At 54.8% G+C, this 23,581-nt stretch carries 22 protein-coding genes; 11 read left to right on the top strand and 11 right to left on the bottom strand.

Annotated elements, in window-relative coordinates; translation table 11 throughout:
* Position 1 precedes the first annotated feature (1 nt).
* Positions 2-304, top strand: a complete 303-nt coding sequence (locus tag B498_RS0121585; protein ID WP_050009950.1) for a hypothetical protein — start codon at positions 2-4, stop codon at positions 302-304.
* Between the two features lie 138 nt (positions 305-442).
* Positions 443-1,153: a YnfC family lipoprotein gene (locus B498_RS05735; RefSeq protein ID WP_008502431.1), complete on the top strand. Its 711-nt coding sequence runs from the start codon at positions 443-445 to the stop codon at positions 1,151-1,153.
* Positions 1,154-1,351: 198 nt separating this feature from the next.
* On the opposite strand, the gene B498_RS05740 is transcribed toward B498_RS05735, so the two are convergent.
* Both B498_RS05740 and B498_RS05745 read right to left on the bottom strand, forming a co-directional pair.
* Positions 1,352-1,663, bottom strand: a complete 312-nt coding sequence (locus B498_RS05740) for a YebG family protein (protein WP_008502430.1) — start codon at positions 1,661-1,663, stop codon at positions 1,352-1,354.
* Between the two features lie 70 nt (positions 1,664-1,733).
* Positions 1,734-2,087 (bottom strand): helix-turn-helix domain-containing protein, encoded by a 354-nt coding sequence (locus B498_RS05745; protein WP_021241208.1) that lies wholly within the window; start codon positions 2,085-2,087, stop codon positions 1,734-1,736.
* 337 nt (positions 2,088-2,424) lie between these two features.
* Between B498_RS05745 and B498_RS05750 the strand changes: the two genes are divergently transcribed.
* Both B498_RS05750 and oqxB read left to right on the top strand, forming a co-directional pair.
* On the top strand, positions 2,425-3,600 hold the full coding sequence (locus tag B498_RS05750; protein WP_008502428.1) for an efflux RND transporter periplasmic adaptor subunit: 1,176 nt from the start codon (positions 2,425-2,427) through the stop codon (positions 3,598-3,600).
* Positions 3,601-3,624: 24 nt separating this feature from the next.
* Positions 3,625-6,780 (top strand): multidrug efflux RND transporter permease subunit OqxB, encoded by a 3,156-nt coding sequence (oqxB, locus tag B498_RS05755; protein ID WP_008502427.1) that lies wholly within the window; start codon positions 3,625-3,627, stop codon positions 6,778-6,780.
* A gap of 66 nt (positions 6,781-6,846) precedes the next feature.
* Here oqxB and B498_RS05760 read toward each other — a convergent pair whose 3' ends face one another.
* The 3 genes from B498_RS05760 to B498_RS05770 all read right to left on the bottom strand — a co-directional run bounded on the left by B498_RS05760 (position 6,847) and on the right by B498_RS05770 (position 9,529).
* Positions 6,847-7,326: an RrF2 family transcriptional regulator gene (locus B498_RS05760; RefSeq protein ID WP_008502426.1), complete on the bottom strand. Its 480-nt coding sequence runs from the start codon at positions 7,324-7,326 to the stop codon at positions 6,847-6,849.
* Between the two features lie 137 nt (positions 7,327-7,463).
* Positions 7,464-8,852 carry a sensor histidine kinase gene (locus B498_RS05765; protein WP_008502424.1) on the bottom strand — a complete coding sequence of 463 codons (1,389 nt, stop codon included), beginning with the start codon at positions 8,850-8,852 and terminating at the stop codon, positions 7,464-7,466.
* Positions 8,852-9,529: a response regulator transcription factor gene (locus B498_RS05770; RefSeq protein WP_008502423.1), complete on the bottom strand. Its 678-nt coding sequence runs from the start codon at positions 9,527-9,529 to the stop codon at positions 8,852-8,854. The genes B498_RS05765 and B498_RS05770 overlap by 1 nt, the downstream gene beginning before the upstream one ends.
* 203 nt (positions 9,530-9,732) lie before the next feature.
* On the opposite strand from B498_RS05770, the gene B498_RS05775 reads away from it, so the two are divergent.
* Both B498_RS05775 and B498_RS05780 read left to right on the top strand, forming a co-directional pair.
* Positions 9,733-10,569 carry a MipA/OmpV family protein gene (locus B498_RS05775; protein ID WP_008502422.1) on the top strand — a complete coding sequence of 279 codons (837 nt, stop codon included), beginning with the start codon at positions 9,733-9,735 and terminating at the stop codon, positions 10,567-10,569.
* 392 nt (positions 10,570-10,961) lie between these two features.
* The gene (locus tag B498_RS05780) at positions 10,962-12,683 is read left to right on the top strand and encodes a SulP family inorganic anion transporter (RefSeq protein WP_008502421.1); all 1,722 of its coding nucleotides are present in this window, start codon (positions 10,962-10,964) and stop codon (positions 12,681-12,683) included.
* 364 nt (positions 12,684-13,047) lie between these two features.
* On the opposite strand, the gene B498_RS05785 is transcribed toward B498_RS05780, so the two are convergent.
* The 4 genes from B498_RS05785 to B498_RS05800 form a co-directional block, all read right to left on the bottom strand.
* Positions 13,048-13,617, bottom strand: coding sequence for a hypothetical protein (locus tag B498_RS05785; protein WP_032623003.1), 570 nt, complete (start codon positions 13,615-13,617; stop codon positions 13,048-13,050).
* A gap of 153 nt (positions 13,618-13,770) precedes the next feature.
* Positions 13,771-14,385 (bottom strand): Tat proofreading chaperone DmsD, encoded by a 615-nt coding sequence (gene dmsD / locus B498_RS05790; protein WP_008502419.1) that lies wholly within the window; start codon positions 14,383-14,385, stop codon positions 13,771-13,773.
* Positions 14,386-14,478: 93 nt separating this feature from the next.
* Entirely contained in the window at positions 14,479-16,920 is a 2,442-nt protein-coding gene (gene ynfE, locus B498_RS05795; RefSeq protein WP_008502418.1) for a selenate/tellurate reductase subunit YnfE, read from the bottom strand.
* A 131-nt stretch (positions 16,921-17,051) separates the two neighbouring features.
* Positions 17,052-17,321: a DUF1161 domain-containing protein gene (locus B498_RS05800; RefSeq protein WP_008502417.1), complete on the bottom strand. Its 270-nt coding sequence runs from the start codon at positions 17,319-17,321 to the stop codon at positions 17,052-17,054.
* A 98-nt stretch (positions 17,322-17,419) separates the two neighbouring features.
* On the opposite strand from B498_RS05800, the gene B498_RS05805 reads away from it, so the two are divergent.
* Complete coding sequence (locus tag B498_RS05805; RefSeq protein WP_008502416.1) at positions 17,420-18,136, top strand: YnfC family lipoprotein; 717 nt, start codon at positions 17,420-17,422, stop codon at positions 18,134-18,136.
* A 143-nt stretch (positions 18,137-18,279) separates the two neighbouring features.
* Here B498_RS05805 and speG read toward each other — a convergent pair whose 3' ends face one another.
* Positions 18,280-18,840, bottom strand: a complete 561-nt coding sequence (gene speG, locus B498_RS05810; RefSeq protein WP_008502415.1) for a spermidine N1-acetyltransferase — start codon at positions 18,838-18,840, stop codon at positions 18,280-18,282.
* Entirely contained in the window at positions 18,840-19,178 is a 339-nt protein-coding gene (locus B498_RS05815) for a DUF1283 family protein (RefSeq protein ID WP_008502414.1), read from the bottom strand. The genes speG and B498_RS05815 overlap by 1 nt, the downstream gene beginning before the upstream one ends.
* A gap of 152 nt (positions 19,179-19,330) precedes the next feature.
* On the opposite strand from B498_RS05815, the gene B498_RS05820 reads away from it, so the two are divergent.
* From B498_RS05820 to B498_RS05835, 4 genes are all read left to right on the top strand, one after another.
* Positions 19,331-19,657, top strand: coding sequence for a YnfA family protein (locus B498_RS05820; protein WP_008502413.1), 327 nt, complete (start codon positions 19,331-19,333; stop codon positions 19,655-19,657).
* A gap of 110 nt (positions 19,658-19,767) precedes the next feature.
* Positions 19,768-20,982 (top strand): D-mannonate dehydratase ManD, encoded by a 1,215-nt coding sequence (gene manD / locus B498_RS05825; protein WP_008502412.1) that lies wholly within the window; start codon positions 19,768-19,770, stop codon positions 20,980-20,982.
* A 14-nt stretch (positions 20,983-20,996) separates the two neighbouring features.
* The gene (locus tag B498_RS05830) at positions 20,997-22,016 is read left to right on the top strand and encodes a Zn-dependent oxidoreductase (protein ID WP_008502411.1); all 1,020 of its coding nucleotides are present in this window, start codon (positions 20,997-20,999) and stop codon (positions 22,014-22,016) included.
* Positions 22,017-22,089: 73 nt separating this feature from the next.
* On the top strand, positions 22,090-23,457 hold the full coding sequence (locus tag B498_RS05835; RefSeq protein WP_008502410.1) for an MFS transporter: 1,368 nt from the start codon (positions 22,090-22,092) through the stop codon (positions 23,455-23,457).
* Positions 23,458-23,581 lie beyond the last annotated feature (124 nt).

The raw sequence follows: 23,581 nt of genomic DNA, 5'->3' as shown, positions 1-23,581 counted from the left end.
GTTGAGATTTCTAACATTGTTTATCCTCCTTATTGCTATTACTCTACATGCCGAAGAACATGATTATGGCCCACCGGTCTCTGTATGCCTGAACAAACATACCATTCCCTATATCAACACGATGATTCCAGCTGAAAATATTGTTAATGACGCTTATCTGACATGCCAGGGTGTCGTTGATGAATGGAATCGTGAGAGAGAATCCTTGCCCAAAGAAATGGTAATCAAGCAGAATAAGGAGTTGCGTGATATGTATATCAGGATGATTGAGATCCGTCGGAAAGCGAGTGCACACAAAAAATGAGGGACCCTTGTATCGATTGATTAGAACAAAAAGCAGACACTTAACGTGTGTCATGGAAACGCTTCGATTATTCGTAAAATATGAGAGCGCGAATTCACATCATCGTTGAATGCTATTTTATTAATAAAGGGATGACTTATGAAAGCAGGTGTTTTTTTAAATCTATTATTATTGACGTTATCATTTGATGTCGCGGCATTTACTCAATTCAAACCGGCGGTCTTAAATGCTGCTCTTTTATTCGATCATGATGCAACAACCGGGAACGTAAAACATAGCCTCCAGTGGATGCGGGATGTTACAGGTAAACTTCAAGTTATGACAGAAGTTAGATATGATCGCAGCGGATGCTTTACGAGTATCAACATGGTTGACAAGGCAAATGATCGAGAGTTTCATTTGGTCAATAAAGATGGCTTACTGACGTCACTTAAAGGCCAGCGTATTACCGGAAAAATAAATGAGCGCTGCGAAATTACTGAGCTTGAGAATGAAAAAGGTAATTACTTACTCAGTTATAATATACGTGGCTTGCTGGAAAAAATAATGGACAAAGATACGGGCGAAGTTGTAGAGCGATATGAATATCACAACAGCCAATTCCCCGTTCGCATAATAAACTACAAAGATCCAAAAGATGAACGCATCGTTTACCCATCCGGGAGTGCGCAATTCCTTGACTCAGAATTAGTGTCGAAAAGAGAGGACATCACTTTCATGGTGAAGCAAAGCTGTGCTTACACCGCTGATGGTAATGCAGATAAATGCTCGCTGATAGCATCCACTAACGACGACTATCGTGACTCAAGCCTCGTATGGATTTCTAATCACAAAAATGAATATTTCTAAATTATATTAAAAGGACTGAACCCACGTCACCTTCCCGAAAGGTTGATTAACGTCCTATTTTTTTTGTCAGTGCATCATCTCCTGCTTTGAAACGATGGTATCGTTAACATCAATCAGCAGGAGAGTACTACAGACAGCCAAAAAGCCGTAAGCAGTTATCTGCTTACGGCTTCCAGAACGGTGATGATTTTCTGACAATCAGGCCGCTTTCACAGCCCTGATTTTTTTCGTGTCAGCCGCATCGGATTTTGTTTTATCAGCAGCAGCAGTGAGATCGGGAAGCTTGCTGGTACGCAGAATATGCTGCACGGTCTCTTTCTGCTCGGCGAGATACAGGCCAAGATTTTCAGCCTGCGTTTCATCCATCTGCATTCCGCTTTGTAACAGCCAGTCGGTGAACGCGTCGGCCATATCGAGCAGCTTGTCGTGAGCGTCAGCCTCTTTCTTACTGGCAAATGTCATTTTCTCTTCACCTTTTCTTACGACAACAAATTTTGTTTCAACAGCCATCGTGCACCTCGCTATACTGTATTTATATACAGTATAGCAGCAACAGATCGACGTTGCAGCAAAATATGCATTACTGGTGAAGCTGCTGCGTTTCGGGGCCACCCATACTGCGTCGCCATGCCCCAGGCGCCTGACCATACTGGCGCTTAAAGCTGCGGTTGAAGGACTGCTGGGAGTCAAAGCCCAGCGCGATCGCCACGTTCAGAATCGGTTCGTCGCTGTGGGATAACCGCTCAACCGATTTTTGCAGTTTTTGCGCGCGAATATACCCGGCGAGGGGATAGCCCGTATGCTCTTTGAACAGGCGCTGGAGGTGCCATTTCGAGTAGCCGGAACGCCTGGCGACGGTCTCAATGTCCAGGCGGCTGTCCAGGTTGTTGTCGATCCAGTCGAGTAAATCATGCATAAATGCGCCAGTGTTCATCTGGTTACCCCCACGCAGCGGATGAAAAAGTATCTTTGTCTGTTGCATTTAAAGGTGGCGCGTTTTTGCAGTAATTGCAAGTTTTATTGTTGCATTTAAATCCCTGACCGAAACGGGTCTTTTCACATCCGCTCAAATAGCACATAAAGTGCAACAATTATTCTTGCACTTAGTTAAGCGCCTTCCTACAATCGCCGCGAATAGTGTATTCGCAACTGTTACAGTTTTGTGGCGATGAACGACACAAATGGCCTTAAGACAGCTCCCGGACAAAGGAAGTGGCGCGGTGCCTCCTGCTGCGTCTTGCCCGGTGGCGACAATTATCGGAATAAAAATAATGAGCCTGCAAAAAACCTGGGGTAACTCTCCTCTGAGCGCGCTGGGGGCCATGTTGCTCTCCGTGCTGCTCGTCGGATGCGATAACAGCGTCGCGCAAAATGCCGCGCCACCTGCGCCTGCCGTGAGTGCCGCTGACGTGGTGGTGAAATCGATTAGCCAGTGGGATAGCTTTAACGGCCGGATTGAAGCGGTGGAGAGCGTTCAGCTGCGCCCGCGCGTGTCCGGCTACATTGATAAGGTGAATTACACCGACGGCCAGGAAGTGAAGAAGGGCGAGGTGCTGTTCACCATTGATGACCGTACCTATCGCGCCGCGCTGGAGCAGGCGCAGGCGAACCTGGCGCGGGCCAAAACGCAGGCCAGCCTGGCGCAAAGTGAGGCTAACCGTACCGATAAGCTGATCAATACCCATTTGGTCTCACGGGAAGAGTGGGAGCAGCGTCGCTCGGCTGCCGTTCAGGCGCAGGCCGATATTCGCGCCGCGCAGGCGGCGGTTGACGCAGCCCAGCTCAACCTGGACTTCACCAAAGTGACCGCGCCTATCGATGGCCGCGCCAGCCGGGCGCTGATCACCAGCGGGAACCTGGTGACTGCGGGCGATACCGCCAGCGTCCTCACCACGCTGGTCTCGCAGAAAACGGTGTACGTCTACTTTGACGTGGACGAGTCAACCTATCTTCACTATCAAAACCTGGCCCGCAGCGGGCAGGGGGCGTCCAGCAATCACACGGCGCTGCCGGTTGAGATTGGCCTGACGGGCGAGGAGGGCTATCCCCATCAGGGTAAAGTGGATTTCCTGGATAACCAGCTCACGCCGAGCACCGGGACCATCCGCATGCGCGCGCTGCTGGATAACTCACAGCGTCAGTTCACGCCGGGACTGTTTGCCCGAGTACGCCTGCCGGGCAGCGCGGAGTTCAAAGCTACGCTTATCGACGACAAAGCGGTGCTGACCGATCAGGATCGTAAATACGTCTATATCGTCGATAAAGAGGGGAAAGCGCAGCGTCGCGACATTACGCCGGGTCGTCTGGCAGACGGTTTACGCATCGTGCGGCAGGGGCTGAACCCAGGTGACAAAGTCATCGTCGAGGGTTTACAGAAAGTGTTTATGCCGGGTATGCCGGTTAACGCCAAAACCGTTGCCATGACCGCCACCAGCGCCCTCAACTGATCCCTTGACCTGAGAATCCAACCCATGGACTTTTCCCGCTTTTTCATCGACAGGCCGATCTTTGCTGCCGTCCTGTCGATTCTGATTTTTATCACAGGGTTAATCGCCATCCCGCTGCTGCCGGTGAGCGAATACCCTGACGTCGTGCCGCCAAGCGTGCAGGTGCGCGCGGAGTACCCGGGCGCCAACCCGAAAGTGATTGCCGAGACCGTGGCGACGCCGCTGGAAGAGGCGATCAACGGCGTTGAGAACATGATGTACATGAAATCCGTCGCGGGCTCGGACGGCGTGCTGGTGACCACCGTGACCTTCCGTCCGGGGACTGACCCGGATCAGGCGCAGGTTCAGGTGCAGAACCGCGTCGCGCAGGCCGAAGCGCGTCTGCCGGAGGACGTGCGGCGTCTGGGCATTACCACCCAGAAGCAGTCGCCCACGCTGACGCTGGTGGTGCATCTGTTTTCGCCAAACGGTAAGTACGATTCTCTGTATATGCGCAACTACGCCACGCTGAAGGTGAAGGACGAGCTGGCGCGCCTGCCAGGCGTCGGGCAGATCCAGATTTTCGGCTCCGGCGAATACGCGATGCGCGTCTGGCTGGACCCTAATAAAGTGGCGGCGCGCGGGCTGACCGCCTCGGACGTGGTCACGGCGATGCAGGAGCAAAACGTACAGGTCTCCGCCGGTCAGCTTGGCGCCGAGCCGCTGCCGAAAGAGAGCGACTTCCTGATCTCCATTAACGCCCAGGGCCGCCTGCATACCGAAGAAGAGTTTGGCAATATTGTCCTGAAAACAACGCAGGATGGTACGGTCGTCCGCCTGCGCGACGTGGCGCGGATTGAAATGGGCTCCGGGAGCTATGCGCTGCGTTCCCAGCTGAACAATAAAGACGCGGTCGGGATTGGTATCTTCCAGTCGCCGGGGGCGAACGCCATCGACCTGTCTAACGCGGTGCGCGCGAAAATGGACGAACTGTCTACGCGCTTCCCGGCAGACATGAAGTGGGCGGCACCTTACGATCCGACGGTCTTTGTACGTGATTCGATCCGAGCGGTGGTGCAAACGCTGCTGGAAGCCGTGGTGCTGGTCGTGCTGGTGGTGATTCTGTTCCTGCAAACCTGGCGCGCGTCGATCATTCCGCTGATCGCGGTGCCGGTGTCGGTGGTGGGTACTTTCAGCATTCTCTACCTGCTGGGCTTCTCGCTGAATACCCTCAGCCTGTTCGGCTTGGTGCTCGCCATCGGTATCGTGGTGGACGACGCCATCGTGGTGGTGGAAAACGTCGAGCGAAATATCGAAGAGGGGCTTGCGCCGCTTGCGGCCGCGCACCAGGCGATGCGTGAAGTGTCCGGGCCGATTATCGCGATTGCGCTGGTACTGTGCGCGGTGTTTGTGCCGATGGCGTTTCTGTCGGGCGTTACCGGCCAGTTCTACAAGCAGTTTGCGGTGACGATCGCGATATCGACGGTGATTTCAGCGATTAACTCGCTGACGCTCTCTCCGGCGCTGGCGGCACTGCTGTTAAAGCCCCACGGCGCGCAGAAAGATTTCCCGACCCGGCTTATCGACCGTCTGTTCGGCTGGATTTTCCGTCCGTTTAACCGCTTTTTCCTCCGCAGTTCAAACGGCTATCAGGGGCTGGTGGGCAAAACGCTGGGACGGCGCGGTACGGTATTCGTGGTTTACCTGCTGCTGCTCTGTGCCGCAGGCGTCATGTTTAAAGCGGTGCCCGGCGGGTTTATTCCCACGCAGGACAAGCTGTACCTGATTGGCGGCGTGAAAATGCCGGAAGGCTCCTCGCTGGCCCGCACCGATGCGGTGATCCGCAAAATGAGCGAAATCGGGATGAATACCGAAGGCGTGGACTATGCGGTCGCGTTTCCGGGACTGAATGCGCTGCAGTTCACCAATACGCCGAATACCGGGACGGTCTTCTTTGGCCTGAAGCCGTTCGACCAGCGTAAACATTCCGCGGCGGAAATTAATGCGGAGATTAACGCGAAAATCGCGCAAATCCAGCAGGGCTTTGGCTTCTCCATTCTGCCGCCGCCGATTTTAGGGCTGGGTCAGGGGTCGGGCTATTCCCTGTACATTCAGGATCGCGGTGGTCTGGGCTATGGCGCGCTGCAAAACGCGGTGAACACCATGTCCGGTGCGATTATGCAGACGCCGGGGATGCATTTCCCGATCTCAACCTACCAGGCTAACGTTCCGCAGCTGGACGTCCAGGTTGACCGCGACAAGGCGAAAGCGCAGGGCGTGTCGCTGACCGATCTTTTCGGGACGCTGCAAACCTATCTGGGCTCGTCGTACGTCAATGATTTCAACCAGTTCGGGCGTACCTGGCGCGTGATGGCGCAGGCTGACGGGCAGTTCCGCGACAGCGTGGAAGATATTGCGAATCTGCGTACCCGCAACAGCCAGGGCGAAATGGTGCCGATTGGCAGTATGGTGAACATCACGACCACCTACGGGCCGGATCCGGTGATCCGTTACAACGGCTACCCGGCGGCGGACCTGATTGGCGATGCCGACCCGCGCGTGCTCTCATCTGCACAGGCGATGACGCAGCTGGACGCGATGTCTAAGCAGATCCTACCGAACGGGATGAACATTGAATGGACGGATCTGAGCTTCCAGCAGGCCACCCAGGGCAACACGGCGCTGATCGTCTTCCCGGTCGCGGTACTGCTGGCGTTCCTGGTCCTGGCGGCGCTGTATGAAAGCTGGACGCTGCCGCTGGCGGTGATCCTCATCGTGCCGATGACCATGCTCTCTGCGCTGTTTGGCGTCTGGCTGACCGGAGGCGATAACAACGTCTTCGTGCAGGTGGGGCTGGTGGTGCTGATGGGGCTGGCCTGTAAAAACGCCATTCTTATCGTGGAGTTTGCCCGCGAGCTGGAAATTCAGGGGAAAGGCATTATGGAAGCCGCGCTGGAGGCGTGCCGCCTGCGTTTACGCCCGATTGTGATGACCTCCATCGCCTTTATTGCCGGGACCATTCCGCTGATCCTCGGCCACGGCGCGGGTGCGGAAGTACGCGGCGTCACCGGGATCACGGTGTTCTCCGGTATGTTGGGGGTGACGCTGTTTGGTCTGTTCCTGACGCCGGTGTTCTACGTGACGCTGCGTAAGTTCGTCACGCGCGGCAAAAAAGAGGAAAGGGACGTGCTGCCCGCGTAGGGACGTTGCTGATAATAAAAAACCGCCTTCACAGTGAAGGCGGTTTTTTTTCGCATCAGGAAAACGTTATGACGTTTTTTGATACTGGGCAATAAGGTCGGGGAGCGGATCCCATCCGCTGCTGTCGGCGTTTTTAACCGCTTCCAGGGCGCTAGCCACGGTATGGCGCTCCAGCACCGCTAACGACGCCTGCTCGGCCTCTTCGGAAATCGATTTAAAGTACCAGCAGGCGTTAGCGCTGACCACGCAGCGGGCCGGTACGTCAGGGCGCGACGCCCACAGTTTTTTATCTTCGATGACCGAAAGGTAGATGTCGCGCAGGGTGATCTCTTCCGGCGGGCGACCAAGATGAATGGAGCCGTTACGGCCAAGCGTTGAGACGATAATGCCGTCTCGCGTCAGCGGAACCATCAATTTGCGGATGAAGCTCGGGTTTGCTTCCAGACCGTAGGCCAGAATCGCACTCGTTGAACGTTCACCCAATTGCTCCGCCATCGCTACGCTGAGAACCATCTGCAAAGCTGTCGGGAAGCGGTAATCTAACATTTCTCTGTCCTGGGTTGCGGTGAATCTTGTTCTTTTTGGCACCGCAGAGGTGAATAAGCAATAAACAACAATATAACAAATACGGTAATTATTTTGAAGCAATCTGCGGCATTTGCGATCAAACCCCCTGTTCTGCTTTAGCTAAACGTGCGGTTCGGGAAGTCAACTGTGACCAGGAGGCCACCTTCTGCAGAAGTACTCAGATTTACGCTGCTGTTGTGCTGCTGCGCCACCGCTTTGACGATGGCAAGCCCCAGCCCGCTGCCGCTTTGCACCTGATTGGGATCGCGGAAAAAGCGGTCGAACACGCGCTCCTGCAGCTCGACCGGAATACCGGGGCCCGCATCGGAGACGCGCAGCTGAACGACGCGATCGCAGGCGCTCACGTCGACCTGAATCCGCCCGCCCTCGGGGCTGTACTTCACGGCGTTCTCAATGAGATTATCAATCAGCGACACCAGGCGTTCCCTTACGCCGTGGATCCAGACGTCATCCTCGGCAAAGAATTCCAGCTCAATTTTGCGCGCAGACGCTAGCGGTTCCAGCTCGGCCATTCGTTCCTGAATAAGCGTTGTCAGCGGCACGGGTTCCATCGCCGTATCAATGCGCGATTCACTGTGCATCATCAGCAGCAGCTGATTGACGAGGCGCGCGGCGCGGCTGTTGCTGCGAATCACGCCCGCAAGCAGCTCCTTCTGGCTCTCGCTGATGACCCAGGACTGCAGCGCCTCCACGTTGATGCGCATCGCCGCGAGGGGCGTACGCAGCTCGTGCGCGGCATCCGCGATGAAAATCCGCTCCCTTTCCGCGCTTTCACGCACCCGGGCAAGGAAGTCATTGATCGCGTCCACCATCTGGCGAAGCTCCCGGTGCTTCGGTACGGCTCTTAAAGGGGAGAGGTCGTCCGGCGTGCGTAACGTAATTTCATTGACCACCTTATTCCATGGACGCATCGCAATGCGGATTGAGAGCCACGCGGGAAACAGCAGAAACGGGAAGCAGACCAGCAGCGGCAGGATGTAGTACCCGCGAGAGTTCAGATAGATAAAGAAGTTCCAGCCGCTGGCTGGCGTGAAGAGGGTGACCTCCACGTCAGAGTGAGGGGATTTAAGGGTGCGGCTGGTCCAGGTACGATCTCCACTCTGAACGTGCTCCAGCTCGCCGAATCGGGTGTTTGTTATCCCCGCAGGTGCACCGTCGGAGGCAAAAATAACGGCATTATTCTTGCGAACGATGAGGTTAATCGACAGCACGGGATCTTCCCCTCCGCCGTAACCTTCCCGCAGGGCCTGGCTAAAGGCTTCCAGCACGGCGGTACGATCCTGCGGACGTCCGTCCATACGCTCAACCAGGGTAAAAACGGTTTCGTACGTTTTACTGCCCGTCAGGATGGGAGGGCTGCGCAGGTCCTCCCACAGAATGAAGGTTAGAAAAAGACACCACAGCAGGGTCAGCAGAAGCATCTGGGCGATGATAATTCGGCGCACCAGCGTCGGGCGCCTCAGGTGATACCAGACGTTTTGCATTAACCGCTCACCTTTTGAATGGAGACGGTATCAATGACGTACCCGACGCCCCGGACCGTTCGCACATAGCCGTCGCCGATTTTCCGCCGCAAATTTCCCATATGCACGTCGAGCGCGTTGCTGAGGTTCTCTTTGTTGCCGAATATCCTTTCTTCCAGAAACCTCCGGGTCAGCACGCGGTCCGCGCGCAGCATCAACGTTTCCAGCAGCGCGTATTCACTGGCCGTTAAATCGATATGGCGCGCACTCACCGTCACGCGGCGCGTTGGGACATGAAGGGATAGCCCGCGAATTTCTATCGCCTCATTTTCAAAACCGTAGCTGCGCCGTGCAAGGGCTCGCACTCGCGCCAGCAGCTCGGCGAGAATAAAGGGTTTGACGAGATAGTCGTCCGCGCCGGCATCCAGCCCGTACAGGCGATCCTGCAATGTCCCTCGCGCCGTCAGGATGATGACGGGGATCCCCTTGAGCTGCTGGCGCAAACGCGTCATCAGGCTCATGCCATCGCCGTCGGGTAGCCCCAGGTCGAGCAAAATAAGTTCCGGCACGCAGACGTCAAGCTGATGCAGCGCATCCTCTTTACGGCGAACCCATATGACGTCAAACCCTTGATCTGAGAGGGCGATACGTACGCCATTGCCGAGATCCAGGTCGTCTTCGATAAGTAGAATTTTCACATTGGTAACGGTATCAACCGTGAATGAAGAATTTCTTAAGAAAAAAACGGTAGCAGGAAATGTGTCCGGATGACAGCGCCCGCGCGCGCTTCAGTCTTTCTTCATTTTCGGCTCATAAGAACCTTAGGGTCACGCTTCAAAATGGGCGTTCCGGCGTTTAACCGCCTGCATCGTCATCATTTGCATCCATAAGGACTTCCTTAATGAGAAACATCGAACTGCGTCATACGTTCCCTCATTTACTTTCGGGCCGCTGCCTGAAAACCCTCGTGCCGGGCGTCGTTCTGGCGTTACTGGCTACGCCTGTACTGGCGGAAGAACAGCGCCAGGGCAACGTCTTAACCCTGGGGGGCGGCGTGGATGTTGGGCCGCGCTACTCGGGTTCAGAGAAAACCCGCGTCTCAGCGGCTCAGGTAGTGGATTATTCCATGGCAAATGGCTTCTTTATCGGCACCACGCGAGGGATCGGCTATGGTAACAATGTTGGCAACCTGGATTACAGCGCAGCGCTGAGCTATCGAGTTGGCCGTAAAGATAAAGACGTGAGCAGCGATTCCATCAGCTCCGGCAGCGACGAGCTGCGGGGAATGGGTGAGATTAAAGGCTCGGCTATCGTGGTACCCGGGCTGGGGTACAAGGTGACCGACTGGCTGAATCTGCAGCTGCAGGCTGAGGTACCGGTTTCAGAAAGGGACAACGGTGAAGCGGTACATTTCGGCATTTCCAGCCCGATCTACACCTCACCCAAAAATGAGGTGGCGATGGCGCTGACCGGCAGTTGGGGATCCGACAAGTATATGCAGACGTACTATGGGGTCAGCGCCGCCCAGTCGGCCGCATCGGGCTTTGCCCGACATGACGCCGGGGCCGGGATTTATGCCTGGTCGATGAACCTTGACTGGACCCACAAGCTCACCTCGCGCTGGAGCGTGCTTGCCTCTGCGGGCGTGACGCAGCTGACGGGGGATGCGGGCGATAGCCCGATTGTGCATCGTAAAACGTCGCCGACGGGGAGTTTGAAGGTGACATACAGTTTTTGAGCATGTGATAACGACGTATATAAGCCGCTCCGGTTAAGATGGCGGGGCGGTACTGCTGGGTGACGGGAAGAGTGATGGACTGTCTCAATCTCATGGTGTGTAACAACCTGCTATCTATGCCAAAATGATTCAACATTAGCGATTAACGAGACTTATTGATATTGACCATTGTATTTATTCCATCACTTGCTTTCATCATGGCATCCGGCACGGCCAACCCCGGCTAAGCCGCAGTATCTGAGCTACGTTTAACATCAGTCAGAATAATAAAAGAGTTAACGTTTTATTAGATTCGCAACAGTGTCGGCCTCCGTCCGGAGCATTTGAAAACCAGAACCTCACTAAGAAATGTGCCAACATGACGCGAGTAATATCTCTGTCCGGAGAATAATGTGTTCGGAAAACTGTTGTTAAACTACATGCCCGGTTTACAAAATTTGTTAGCCTACGATAAAAGCTGGCTAAAACATGATGTTAAAGCCGGGTTATCCGTTGCGGCCGTAGCGCTCCCTGTTGCGATTGCATACGCTGAGCTGGCGGGAGTGGGGGCAATTGTAGGGCTCTATTCCTGCGTTTTACCAATGATAGCGTACGCACTGTTTGGCTCTTCACGCCAGCTTATTGTGGGCCCTGACGCCACAACCTGCGCGGTGATTGCGGCCGTCGTATTTCCGCTTTCTGCAGGAAACCCCGAACTGCACTGGGAGCTGACGATCATCATGACATTGATGATGGGCGGGTGGTGTTTGCTTGCCAGTAAATTTCGGCTGGGCGCGCTCGCCGATCTGCTTTCTCATCCCATTCTTACCGGTTTACTTAATGGCGTAGCCGTGACGATTATCGTCGGGCAATTAGGCAAGGTGTTGGGGATTAAGCTTGATGAAGCGCAGGTTATTGAAAAAATAATCGCCTTGCCAGGTCGACTTTCAGATAGCCATTTATTAACCGTAGGAATATCCCTTTTTACGTTAATTATTTTAATGGTGATCAAAACGTATCGCAGCCAGTGGCCAGCACCTTTAATCGCCATTGTAATAACAACGGCACTGGTATGGGTGACCTCTGCACAACAGTATGGGATTGCCACGATTGGGGGAGAAGGCTTCCAGCCTGGTTTACCGGTCGTTCACTGGGGGGCGTTCCAGCCGGGGCCGATGCGTGATTTGGTGATCCCGGCGCTGAACCTGGCGTTGGTCAGTTTTGTCAGTCTGATGCTGACCGCCCGCAGTTTCGCCGCAAAAAATGGATACGAAATTAATGCGGATGCAGAGTTCCGGGCTTTGGGTATTGCGAACATTATGTCGGGGTTATCTCAGGGGTTTGCTATCAGTGGAGCCGATTCCCGGACTGCGGTGAATGATTCGGTTGGTGGGAAAAGTCAGCTGGTTTCCGTGGTCGCCGCCTTAATCATCGGTATCGTCGTAGTATTTTTCACTCAGCCATTACAATTCATTCCGGTATCTGCGTTAGGGATTGTTCTAATGTATGCATCGTGGTCATTGATTGATTTACGTGGGCTATGGAACCTGAGGCGCAGAAATAAACAGGCCTTTCGCCTGGCCTTCTTCACGTTTGGCTGTGTGTTAATTATCGGCGTTATCCAGGGGATCGGCCTTGCGGTGTTGCTTGGCCTGTTGCAGTTCCTTCGTACGGTATTTCGCCCCTCTGAGCACCTGCTGGGCACTGACGAAGAGGGAATGATTCACTCGTTAGGGAATACAACCGATATTAAAATGGTCCCGGGCGTGCTGATGTATCGATTTAACTCACCGTTGACCTATTTTAATGTGGCTTATTTTAAACGTCGGGTATTGAACCTGGTTGAAGGGGCAGCCATACAGCCTAAATGGGTGGTCATTGATGCCGTTGCCTGCTTCACCTATTCAGACATCAGCGTCCTGGCAACCATTAATGAGTTAAAGCGCGATCTGAAAGGTCGACAGATTAAATTAATTCTTGCGGGTAGGAAAACGGAGTTAACACGCTGGTTTAAAGACATTCGGCCAACAATGAATGATGATGACATGATTCTGGCGCCAGACCTCTACCTGGCACTTCGGTTCATTCAAAGCAAAGAGAGTGCGAGTGAGGGGGAATCAGTCGGTGATACATAACCAAATAGTGGTGAAAGGCTCGTAACGCATGCTACTGGCAGGCAGGGAACACTCACAATTACCCACAGGATGAGAATAAAGATAATGATGGTTTTCTGAAGTATGGGATTATCCACTAAAAATGACTCCGGCTTGCTCGCTGAAAAAGCAGAATAGAGGAACAGTCGTCACGTATCCACCACTAAATGTGGGGGTATGAACGAAATTTACCCTGATTCGATTTTGAGATGACCCTGCCCGTAGCCGGTTTCTCCGCTGTGAATGCGCAATCTCTGGTGCGACGGATCAGGCTGACGGCTATAAGCAAGGAGCGGACCTTGAGTACCATTCATTTTCGCCAGAACAAAAATAGATAGGGTCGTGCCTACAAATAAATAAACTCATAATTCACAATGTAACTTCCAATATTATTCACACGGGCCGTTACCCACACCCCAGTCATTCCCTGCTTACGGTGGCTGTGCAGATATTCTTTGTTTGTACAAAGCTGAATCCATCTGTTGGTGTTCTGATCTTTTAACCAGAGACCCGCTTCACAATGGCCATGCTTACCTCTCGAAGGCCCCGGAAAGACAACCTCATATTCAGATTCATAGCCAATTATTTTGTCCGGGAAGAGATAGACATAAATATCATAACCATTTAAGCTCAATACAAACCCAAGGCAAAAACCGCATAAGAAAGTATTGGCAAAGTATTTTAAAGTTTGGTTAAAGGCGTGCACAAAAAAAGCACGTATAACCAAAAGCGCGCCAATCGCTACTCCAACAGAAATATACGTTGTCCATTCAGGAATCGATTTTTGCAAAATGGTATAATTGGAGATGCTTGTTGTCCATGACATATACCAGATCCATGCACCTAAAATGGTAAATGTTATGGCTGTTATAAGTAGCCTTTTAAACTTATTTTCGGAAGGGTGTTTTCCAGTCATTTTTTATTTTGTATGTATCAACAGATAGCATCATTTTTTTAGGAAAGGCCATTATATATCATCAATCTTAACATGACTCATGTTTCGATATGAATTTTTAAACGCCATCTTCTGAGTGCTGCTTGCCCGCTACCCGCGAGCAAGCCACACCCCTTAGCGATACAGCGTCTTTTCCGCAACCGGAATAAGGAGCCCGGATCGCCAGTCCGCGAGTGTCAGCTGCGCAAGCTTACCGAGCGCGGTATAAAACGGATGTCCGGCGTTGTCGACAAACACGGACAGGAAGCGGGTGCTCCACGGCAGCAGGTGCCACGCCAGAAGTTGAGCACACTCCTCATCGCGGCCGTTCTCGGCCAGCCATGCCGCCAGCAGTAGCAAAGTCCCGAAGTGGTCTTCCGGTTCATTCTGCTGCATTTCAAATGCGATAGCGTTCTCCCGCATCCACTGGCGCAGCGCGAGGGTCGAATCGCCGAACAGCACGGATTCGCGGTCCAGCCAGACGGAGCCCCACGGTGGCGCGGGCAGGGCGTAAGGGCCAATAAACAGTCGTTGCCAGGCGTCCCTCAGCGGCTCATCGGCAGACGCGGCAAAGGTGTCAGCGACTGGCTGCAGCGTTCCTGGCGGCAGGGGCCAGTCCTGAACCCATTCGCCTGCGGTGAGGGCCTGCACCAGCGGCGCGGCCTGCTCGCTGTCTGGTGCGAAATAAAACAGCGCACCCAGCACCCGGGCGCTGAACGCGAACGATTCACGATGTGAGACATCTTTCATTACATCTTCCTTGCTCGCGCGGAGGGTGTCCGCGCGACTGAGTTAACCGATAATACAAACCATAGAATAAACCACGGTCACGCCATTCACCCGTTACACCTTCTCGATCTGTACCAGATTGGTGTGCAGCGGGTTGCCTTTGGCCAGCGGTGACGGGCGGTGCGTGGTCAGGGTGTTGATGCATGAGCCGTGGTCGACACGATCGCCACTCATATTGGCGTCGTGCCAGGCCCCCTGGCCCATGGCGCTGACGCCGGGCATGATGCGCGGCGTCACTTTCGCTTCAATTCGTACCTCGCCGCGGTCGTTAAAGACGCGCACCGTATCGCCGTTTTTAATGCCGCGTTTTTCGGCATCGACAGGATTAAGCCAGACCTCCTGGCGGCAGGCGGCTTTCAGCACGTCTACATTACCGTAGCTCGAGTGGGTACGGGCCTTAAAGTGGAAGCCAAACAGCTGCAGCGGGAACCGCGCGCGCTCGGGCGCGTCCCAGCCGTCGAAGGTTGACGCGTAGACGGGCAGCGGGCTGATGGTCTCATCTTTTTCCAGCTCCCAGGTGGCCGCAATCTCCGCCAGCTTGCTGGAGTAAATTTCAATCTTACCCGATGGCGTTTTCAGCGGATTAGCTTCCGGGTTTTCACGGAATTTTTTATAGGCCACAAAATGGCCGTTCGGATCTTTGCGCTTGTAAATGCCCATTTTTTTCAGCTCGTCATAGGACGGCAGTTTGGGATCTTTTTCGAGCATTTTGGCATACAGATACTGCAGCCACTGTTCCTGCGTCCGTCCTTCGGTGAATTTCTGGTGGATATCCGGCCCGAGGCGTTTGGCCACTTCGCTCATGATCCAGTAGATGGGCTTGCGTTCAAACTTCGGCGCGGTCACGGGCTGAAGGAATATCAGGTAGCCCATGTTGCCCGCATAATCGTTTGGAATGATGTCTTCCTGCTCCACGGTCATCAGGTCCGGCAACACGATATCGGCATACTTCGCTGACGATGTCATGAAGTTATCAATGACCACAATCATTTCGCACTTGCTTTCATCCTGCAGGATATCGTGGGTTTTATTGATATCGGAGTGCTGGTTGATGAGGGTATTGCCCGCGTAGTTCCAGATGAACTTAATCGGCACGTCCAGCTTATCCTTGCCGCGCACGCCGTCGCGCAGGGCGGTCATCTCCGGCCCACGGGCGATGGCGTCCGTCCAGCTGAAGCAGGAAATTTGCGTTTTGACCGGGTTATCCGGCAGCGGCATACGCTCGATGGTGATGGTGTAGGTGGACTCACGCGCGCCGCTGTTCCCGCCGTTGATCCCGACGTTTCCGGTGAGGATCGGCAGCATCGCGATAGCGCGGGAGGTCAGCTCGCCGTTCGCCTGTCGCTGAGGTCCCCAGCCCTGACAGATATAAGCCGGTTTAGCGGAGCCGATTTCCCGGGCAAGCTTAACGATGCGATCGGCGGGAATACCGGTGATGCGGGAGGCCCACTCCGGCGTTTTCGCCGTGTGGTCATCGCCCTGGCCGAGAATATACGCTTTGTAGTGACCGTTAGCAGGCGCGCCTTCCGGCAGCGTTTTTTCGTCGTAGCCAACGCAGTATTTGTCGAGGAATGGCTGGTCGACCAGGTTTTCGTCGATTAATACCCAGGCAATACCCGCCACCAGCGCGGCATCGGTTCCCGGACGGATCGGGATCCATTCATCTTCGCGTCCGGCTGCCGTGTCGGTGTAGCGCGGGTCGATAACAATCATGCGCGCGTTGGACCGCTCGCGAGCCTGTTCCAGATAGTACGTAATCCCGCCGCCGCTCATGCGCGTTTCCGCCGGGTTATTGCCGAACATGACCACCAGTTTGGTGTTTTCGATGTCCGAGGTGCTGTTGCCGTCGTTGCTGCCGTAGGTGTAGGGCATCGCGCAGGCAATTTGCGCCGTGCTGTAAGTGCCGTAGTGGCTCAGGAAGCCGCCGTAGCAGTTCATCAGGCGCGCCACCAGCGAAGCGTAAGGGGAGGAGCGGGTGATATTGCCGCCGACAATCCCGGAAGAGTAGTTGATATACACCGCTTCGTTGCCGTAGTTGGCCACCACGTCTTTCAGGCTGGCGGCGATCGTGTCGAGCGCTTCATCCCACGTGATGCGCTCGAACTTGCCTTCGCCGCGTTTGCCCACGCGCTTCATCGGGTAGTTCAGACGGTCAGGGTGATTGATGCGGCGACGAATAGAACGTCCGCGCAGGCAGGCGCGCACCTGGTGATCGCCATACACATCCTTGCCGGTGTTATCCGTTTCGACCCAGTACACTTCGTTGTCGCGGACGTGCAGACGCAGCGCACAGCGGCTGCCGCAGTTGACCGAGCAGGCGCCCCACACCACGGTATCTTCAGGAGGCTGGACGGCGTGCTTTACCGCAGCGGCAGCGCTTTTAAGGCCAAAGGGAAGCGAGATCCCACCAGCGGCAAGCGCCAGAGAACCTATCGCCGTAGATTTCACGAGAGTTCGACGGCTAATTCCGCCGTCGTAATGTTCAGCATCGGACATGGCTCACCCCATCATTATTATTGCGTATTATTTCTCCCGAAATGATATCCGGGCTAATGATGGGGTGAGTGTTACTTATTTGGGGGTAGTAGATCTTAATCCTTATCAAATCAAAGGGAATTGACGCTCAATTACTGAGGTTCAGCTGCCGCACCGCTGCCTGTGCGGGTGTACAGAATTTTAAAGGTGTCGTTAGCGCAGTGGCCTACGACCTGCGTGCCCGCCTGATCGGCCTGGTCGTTCGGCACAATGTTCAGCGTAAAACCTGACTCAGGCACGCCGTTGTTGACGATCTTCTGCTGAATGTCGCTTTTCACGCGCTCGCAGGAATCCGGTGCCGCCAGCGCGGCCGTTGAGGCACTCATTAACAGCAGGGCGGTAATCCAGGGTAACCGTTTCATTTGTAGCTCCTTTTCTCTGTGTAGAGATTAATTTTAGCAGGCTTCGTGTAAACATCTGTATTTGCTAATATGATTGGGAATAATCTCCCTTTACGGAAATGAATGTGAAGAAATATGCAGCGATAACGCTCCTGGCAGCAACACTGGTGGGGTGCGACAACAGCTCCGCGCCGCTGTCGTTTACGCCCGAGATGGCGAGTTTTTCAAACGAATTTGATTTTGATCCGCTGCGCGGCCCGGTCAAAGACTTTACCCAGACGCTGTTCAACGAGAAGGGCGAAGTGTCTAAACGGGTCACCGGCACCGTCTCGACGGAAGGGTGTTTCGATACGCTGGAGCTACACGACCTGGAGGCCAACACCAGCGTGGCGCTGGTGCTGGATGCTAATTACTATCTTGATGCGGAAACCCAGCAGCGTAAAGTGAAGCTGCAGGGCAAATGCCAGCTGGCCGAACTGCCGTCAGCCGGGGTAACGTGGGATACCGACGACAACGGATTTGTGGTGGCGGCGCACGGTAAAGAGATGGAAGTGAAGTATCGCTACGACGCGGATGGTTACCCGCTGGGCAAAACCACCGTATCAGGGGATCAGCATCTGTCCGTCCAGTCGACGCCGTCGAAAGACCTGCGCAAAAGAATGGATTACTCGGCAGTCAGCATGTTGAATGACAAGCCGCTGGGCAACGTGACGCAGAGCTGCGACTACGATCGCCACAATAACCCGGTGAGCTGCGATCTGACCATCACGGACGACAGCGTCAAACCCGCCGTTGAGCACAAGTACACCATCAAGAACACGATTGAATATTACTGAGCGTAAAGTGCATTTTGTGCGTTTCGCCCGGCGGCGCTACGCTTGCACGGGCCTACAATGAAGCACCCTGTAGGCCGGGTAAGCACAGCGCCACCCGGCAAGAAAGACAGCTCAACGGTTTATGACACGGTTTGTCATCAATCTTACTGCGCGGTAGGTTTCAGCAGGCTGGCGCCTGACGGTTTATGTCCGGCCAGGTGCTGATGCTGGAAAATGCACATGCGGATGGTGTTGCGGTATTCACCGTTGATAAAGAACTCGTGAATCAGCTCGCCTTCCACCATAAAGCCCAGCTTGCGATAGATATGGATCGCTTTTTCGTTCTCTTTGTCCACAATCAGGTAAAGCTTGTAGAGATTCAGAACGTTGAATCCGTAATCCATTGCCAGTCTGGCCGCGCGTGACGCAAGGCCTTTTCCCTGATGCTCAGGGGAGATGATGATCTGGAACTCCGCCCGACGGTGAACGTGGTTGATCTCAACCAGCTCCACCAGCCCGGCTTTTTCACCTTCACACTCCACAACAAAACGACGTTCACTCTGATCGTGAATGTGCTTATCGTAGAGATCGGACAGCTCGACAAAGGCCTCATAAGGCTCTTCGAACCAGTAGCGCATTACGCTGGCATTGTTGTCGAGCTGGTGAACAAAGCGCAGGTCTTCACGCTCCAGCGGACGGAGTTTAACGTCGCAGGGCGCCGACATTATGGGGCTACCGTGCGGCCAGTGCGGCGATCCAGGCAGCGCAGGGTGTTAGGCTCCCAGTAGGCATTGACGTTTGCACTTTGCTGACACTTATCGCGCGCGTCAAAAGCGACATCTTCTTTGTCCCACTCTTTTTCGGCACGTTTGTTGACCTTCTGGCGAAGGCTACGGGTGTCATTCCATTGTTCTTTGTCCATGGCGGCGTTCTGGCGGCTTTGCGCGCTGTCACCAGACTCAATAATGAGCTTGCTGGTTTCCGCTGTCGCAGAGGCGGCAAAGGCGAACGATGACAGCGCCAGCAGGGCTGTCAGACAAAGGCGTTTGCTTAATGTGGTCATAGCGTTTCCTTTTAAATGGGTGCAGATAATCAAGTTACCCCGTACAGATTCTACACTAAAGCGAAATGACGGCATACCCGCGGAGCAAGTATGGAAAAGTAAAGGGCATCATCAGGTATGATGGTTAAATAAATCCTCACCTGACGTGAAATATGCTTAAAACGACGCTGCTTTTTTTTGCGACTGCGCTGTGTGAAATCATCGGTTGCTTCCTGCCCTGGCTCTGGCTCAAAAAGGGTGGATCCGTATTGCTGCTCATTCCGGCAAGCGTTGCGCTGGCCCTGTTTGTCTGGCTGTTAACGCTGCATCCGGCGGCCAGCGGGCGCGTTTATGCGGCTTACGGCGGCGTCTATGTCTGCACGGCGCTGCTGTGGCTACGCGTGGTGGACGGCGTCAAACTCAGCGTCTATGACTGGGCCGGCGCGCTGATTGCCCTGTGCGGTATGCTGATTATTGTGGCGGGATGGGGCCGCGCATGAGCCCCCGGTTTTGTGATCGTTAGCTTATTTTACGATCATTATACTTGTATGGTAGTAGTGTAGTTGCGTAAATTTCCGGCATCACAACGAACGATGTAAGGAAAGGAATTATGAAGATTGTCGCGGCTGACGTGTTTGTTACCTGCCCGGGGAGGAACTTTGTCACCCTTAAAATCACCACCGATGAGGGGATTGTCGGCCTCGGTGACGCTACGCTAAACGGACGCGAGCTCTCCGTGGCCTCATACCTGAAGGATCACCTTTGCCCCCAGCTCATTGGCCGCGATGCGCACCGCATCGAAGACATCTGGCAGTTCTTCTACAAAGGTGCTTACTGGCGTCGCGGTCCGGTTACCATGTCGGCCATCTCTGCCGTGGATATGGCGCTGTGGGATATCAAAGCCAAAGCGGCCAACATGCCGCTCTACCAGCTGCTGGGTGGCGCCTCACGCGAAGGGGTGATGGTCTACTGTCACACCACCGGCCACACCATTGACGACGTACTGGAAGATTACGCCCGTCACAAAGAGATGGGCTTTAAGGCGATCCGCGTGCAGTGCGGCGTGCCGGGCATGAAAACCACCTACGGCATGGCCAAAGGGAAGGGGTTGGCCTACGAGCCTGCGACCAAAGGCGACTGGCCGGAAGAGCAGCTCTGGTCCACCGAAAAATACCTCGACTTCACGCCGAAGCTGTTCGACGCGGTGCGCAGTAAATTCGGCTTCAATGAGCACCTCCTGCACGACATGCACCACCGCCTGACGCCCATCGAAGCGGCGCGCTTCGGCAAGAGCATTGAAGCATACCGCATGTTCTGGATGGAGGATCCCACCCCTGCGGAAAACCAGGCCTGCTTCCGCCTGATCCGCCAGCACACCGTTACGCCCATTGCGGTAGGCGAAGTGTTTAACAGCATCTGGGACTGCAAGCAGCTCATCGAAGAGCAGCTGATCGACTATATCCGCACCACCATTACCCACGCGGGCGGCATCACCGGGATGCGCCGCATCGCGGACTTCGCGTCGCTCTATCAGGTGCGTACCGGCTCGCACGGTCCGTCGGATCTGTCGCCTGTCTGCCACGCCGCCGCGCTGCATTTCGACCTGTGGGTGCCGAACTTCGGCGTGCAGGAATATATGGGCTACTCCGAACAGATGCTGGAGGTCTTCCCGCACAGCTGGCGCTTTGATAACGGCTATATGCATCTGGGCGACAAGCCGGGGCTGGGCATCGAGTTTGATGAGAAGCTGGCGGCGAAATATCCGTACGATCCGGCCTATCTGCCGGTGGCCCGTCTTGAAGACGGCACGCTGTGGAACTGGTAAGCGAGGAGCAAACGATGAAAAGCGTAGTGATTCAACAGCCGAACGAACTGGTAATTGAAGAGCGTCAACTCCCGGTACCTGGCGCAGGTGACGTCCGCGTCAGTATCAAGCTGGCCGGGATCTGCGGGTCGGATAGCCACATCTACCGCGGCCATAACCCGTTTGCGAAGTATCCGCGCGTCATCGGCCATGAGTTTTTTGGCGTGATTGACGCCGTGGGCGAGGGCGTTGACAGCGCGCGCCTGGGCCAGCGCGTTTCGGTCGATCCGGTAATCAGCTGCGGGCACTGCTACCCGTGCTCCGTGGGAAAACCGAACGTCTGCACCTCGCTGGTGGTGCTGGGCGTTCACCGTGACGGCGGCTTTAGCGAATATGCGGTCGTGCCCGCACAAAACGCCTGGCCCATTCCGGATGACATTCCTGATAAGCACGCCGTCATGGTTGAGCCCTTCACCATCGCCGCCAACGTAACGGGGCAGGCGAAACCGACTGAACAGGACGTCGCGCTGATATATGGCGCCGGGCCGATGGGGCTGGTTACGGTTCAGGCCCTGAAAGGCGTCTATAAGGTGAAGCAGGTTATCGTGGTTGATCGCATAGACGAGCGTCTGGCGATGGCCCGGCGCAGCGGCGCGGATTGGGTCTTTAATAACGGCGAGCAGTCGCTGCAGGCCGCGCTGGAGGAAAAAGGCATCAAACCGACGTTAATCATTGATGCCGCCTGCCATCCCTCCATTTTGCAGGAAGCGATAACTCTGGCCTCACCGGCGGCGCGCATCGTGCTGATGGGGTTCTCCAGCGAGCCGAGCCAGATTGTTCAGCAGGGCATCACCGGCAAAGAGCTGGCGATCTTCTCCTCGCGCCTGAACGCCAACAAATTCCCGGTCGTTATCGACTGGCTGAAGAGGGGGCTGATCGACCCGGAAAAACTGATCACCCATACCTTTGACTATCACCACGTTAAAGACGCTATTGAACTGTTTGAGAAAGACCAGCGGCAGTGCTGCAAAGTTTTGCTCACGTTCGGCCAATAATCATTTACGCGGTTAAGCGCCTGCGCAGACAGGCGCTATGTGGTACGCATCTTACCTTTCAGAGATAGCCATTATGACGCAAGTACAACCTCAAAGAACCACATCCGATCTGGTGAAAGCCGCCGTTTCCGGCTGGCTGGGCACTGCCCTGGAATTTATGGATTTCCAGCTTTACTCGCTGGGCGCCGCTCTGGTCTTCCATGAGATCTTCTTCCCGGAACAGTCCGCCGCGATGGCGCTGATCCTCGCGATGGGCACCTACGGCGCAGGCTATATTGCGCGCATCGTCGGCGCCTTTATCTTCGGCAGAATGGGCGACAGCATTGGTCGTAAGAAGGTGCTGTTCATTACCATCACCATGATGGGGATCTGCACCACGCTGATTGGCGTCCTGCCGACCTACGCGCAGATCGGGATTTTTGCCCCCGTGCTGCTGGTGACGCTGCGCATTATTCAGGGCCTCGGTGCCGGGGCCGAGATCTCCGGGGCCGGAACTATGCTGGCGGAGTACGCGCCGAAAGGTAAACGCGGCATCATCTCCTCGCTGGTGGCGATGGGGACTAACTGCGGGACGCTGAGCGCAACGGCGATCTGGGCCATCATGTTCTTTGCCCTCGATCGTGAACAGCTGCTCGCCTGGGGCTGGCGCGTGCCTTTCCTCGCCAGCGTCGTGGTGATGATCTTCGCCATCTGGCTGCGTATGAACCTCAAGGAGAGCCCGGTCTTTGAGAAAGTGAACGATGTGCAAGCTGCGCAGCCGGACACCTCACTGGGTTCCATGGTGAAAAGCAAATCCTTCTGGCTGGCGACCGGCCTGCGTTTCGGCCAGGCAGGCAACTCAGGTTTGATCCAGACCTTCCTCGCGGGCTATCTGGTCCAGACGCTGCTGTTCGATAAGGCCATCCCGACCGATGCGCTGATGATCAGCTCCATTCTCGGGTTTATCTCCATTCCGCTGCTGGGCTGGCTTTCCGATAAAGTGGGGCGCCGTCTGCCGTACATTATCCTCAATATCTCCGCCATTATTCTGGCCTATCCGATGCTGTCGATCATCGTCGATAAGAGCTATGCGCCGGGGACGATCATGCTCTGCATCATCGTTATCCATAACTTCGCCGTGCTGGGGCTGTTTGCGCTGGAAAATATCACCATGGCGGAGATGTTTGGCTCGCGAAATCGCTTTACCCGTATGGCGATCTCCAAAGAGGCGGGCGGTCTCGTAGCGGTGGGCTTTGGTCCGGTACTGGCAGGGATTTTCTGCAATATGACCGGCTCCTGGTGGCCGATTGTCGCCATGCTGGTGGCCTATTCCGTGATTGGACTGATCTCGGCGATCCTGATGCCGGAAGTGCGCGACCGTGATTTAAGCGCGGCGCAAGACGCAGCCGAGTCTGCGCCGAAAGAGACGGTCGGTTACGGTGCCGTCTCCTCGCGACGCTGATGGTTTATAGCTTGCGCTACCTGTCACACAACTTTGATTTTGTGTCACACCACATGAACAAAAGTTAATATAAATCAAAAACTCAAACGGCAGTATCAGTATGGTTGATGGCAGTTCACTTTTT

The organism is Enterobacter sp. SST3 (genome assembly GCF_000286655.1).
In the GTDB taxonomy this organism is placed as follows: Bacteria; Pseudomonadota; Gammaproteobacteria; order Enterobacterales; family Enterobacteriaceae; genus Enterobacter; species Enterobacter roggenkampii.
Note: the sequence above shows the minus strand (reverse complement) of the source record. Positions and strands in the feature narration are given on the sequence as shown.

Coding starts and splice junctions, on each gene's coding strand:
- B498_RS05735 (WP_008502431.1), top strand. CDS start 443: ATGAAAGCAGGTGTTTTTTTAAATCTATTATTATTGACGTTATCATTT.
- B498_RS05740 (WP_008502430.1), bottom strand. CDS start 1,663: ATGGCTGTTGAAACAAAATTTGTTGTCGTAAGAAAAGGTGAAGAGAAA.
- B498_RS05745 (WP_021241208.1), bottom strand. CDS start 2,087: ATGAACACTGGCGCATTTATGCATGATTTACTCGACTGGATCGACAAC.
- B498_RS05750 (WP_008502428.1), top strand. CDS start 2,425: ATGAGCCTGCAAAAAACCTGGGGTAACTCTCCTCTGAGCGCGCTGGGG.
- oqxB (WP_008502427.1), top strand. CDS start 3,625: ATGGACTTTTCCCGCTTTTTCATCGACAGGCCGATCTTTGCTGCCGTC.
- B498_RS05760 (WP_008502426.1), bottom strand. CDS start 7,326: ATGTTAGATTACCGCTTCCCGACAGCTTTGCAGATGGTTCTCAGCGTA.
- B498_RS05765 (WP_008502424.1), bottom strand. CDS start 8,852: ATGCAAAACGTCTGGTATCACCTGAGGCGCCCGACGCTGGTGCGCCGA.
- B498_RS05775 (WP_008502422.1), top strand. CDS start 9,733: ATGAGAAACATCGAACTGCGTCATACGTTCCCTCATTTACTTTCGGGC.
- B498_RS05785 (WP_032623003.1), bottom strand. CDS start 13,617: ATGACTGGAAAACACCCTTCCGAAAATAAGTTTAAAAGGCTACTTATA.
- dmsD (WP_008502419.1), bottom strand. CDS start 14,385: ATGAAAGATGTCTCACATCGTGAATCGTTCGCGTTCAGCGCCCGGGTG.
- ynfE (WP_008502418.1), bottom strand. CDS start 16,920: ATGTCCGATGCTGAACATTACGACGGCGGAATTAGCCGTCGAACTCTC.
- B498_RS05800 (WP_008502417.1), bottom strand. CDS start 17,321: ATGAAACGGTTACCCTGGATTACCGCCCTGCTGTTAATGAGTGCCTCA.
- B498_RS05805 (WP_008502416.1), top strand. CDS start 17,420: ATGAATGTGAAGAAATATGCAGCGATAACGCTCCTGGCAGCAACACTG.
- speG (WP_008502415.1), bottom strand. CDS start 18,840: ATGTCGGCGCCCTGCGACGTTAAACTCCGTCCGCTGGAGCGTGAAGAC.
- B498_RS05815 (WP_008502414.1), bottom strand. CDS start 19,178: ATGACCACATTAAGCAAACGCCTTTGTCTGACAGCCCTGCTGGCGCTG.
- B498_RS05820 (WP_008502413.1), top strand. CDS start 19,331: ATGCTTAAAACGACGCTGCTTTTTTTTGCGACTGCGCTGTGTGAAATC.
- manD (WP_008502412.1), top strand. CDS start 19,768: ATGAAGATTGTCGCGGCTGACGTGTTTGTTACCTGCCCGGGGAGGAAC.
- B498_RS05830 (WP_008502411.1), top strand. CDS start 20,997: ATGAAAAGCGTAGTGATTCAACAGCCGAACGAACTGGTAATTGAAGAG.
- B498_RS05835 (WP_008502410.1), top strand. CDS start 22,090: ATGACGCAAGTACAACCTCAAAGAACCACATCCGATCTGGTGAAAGCC.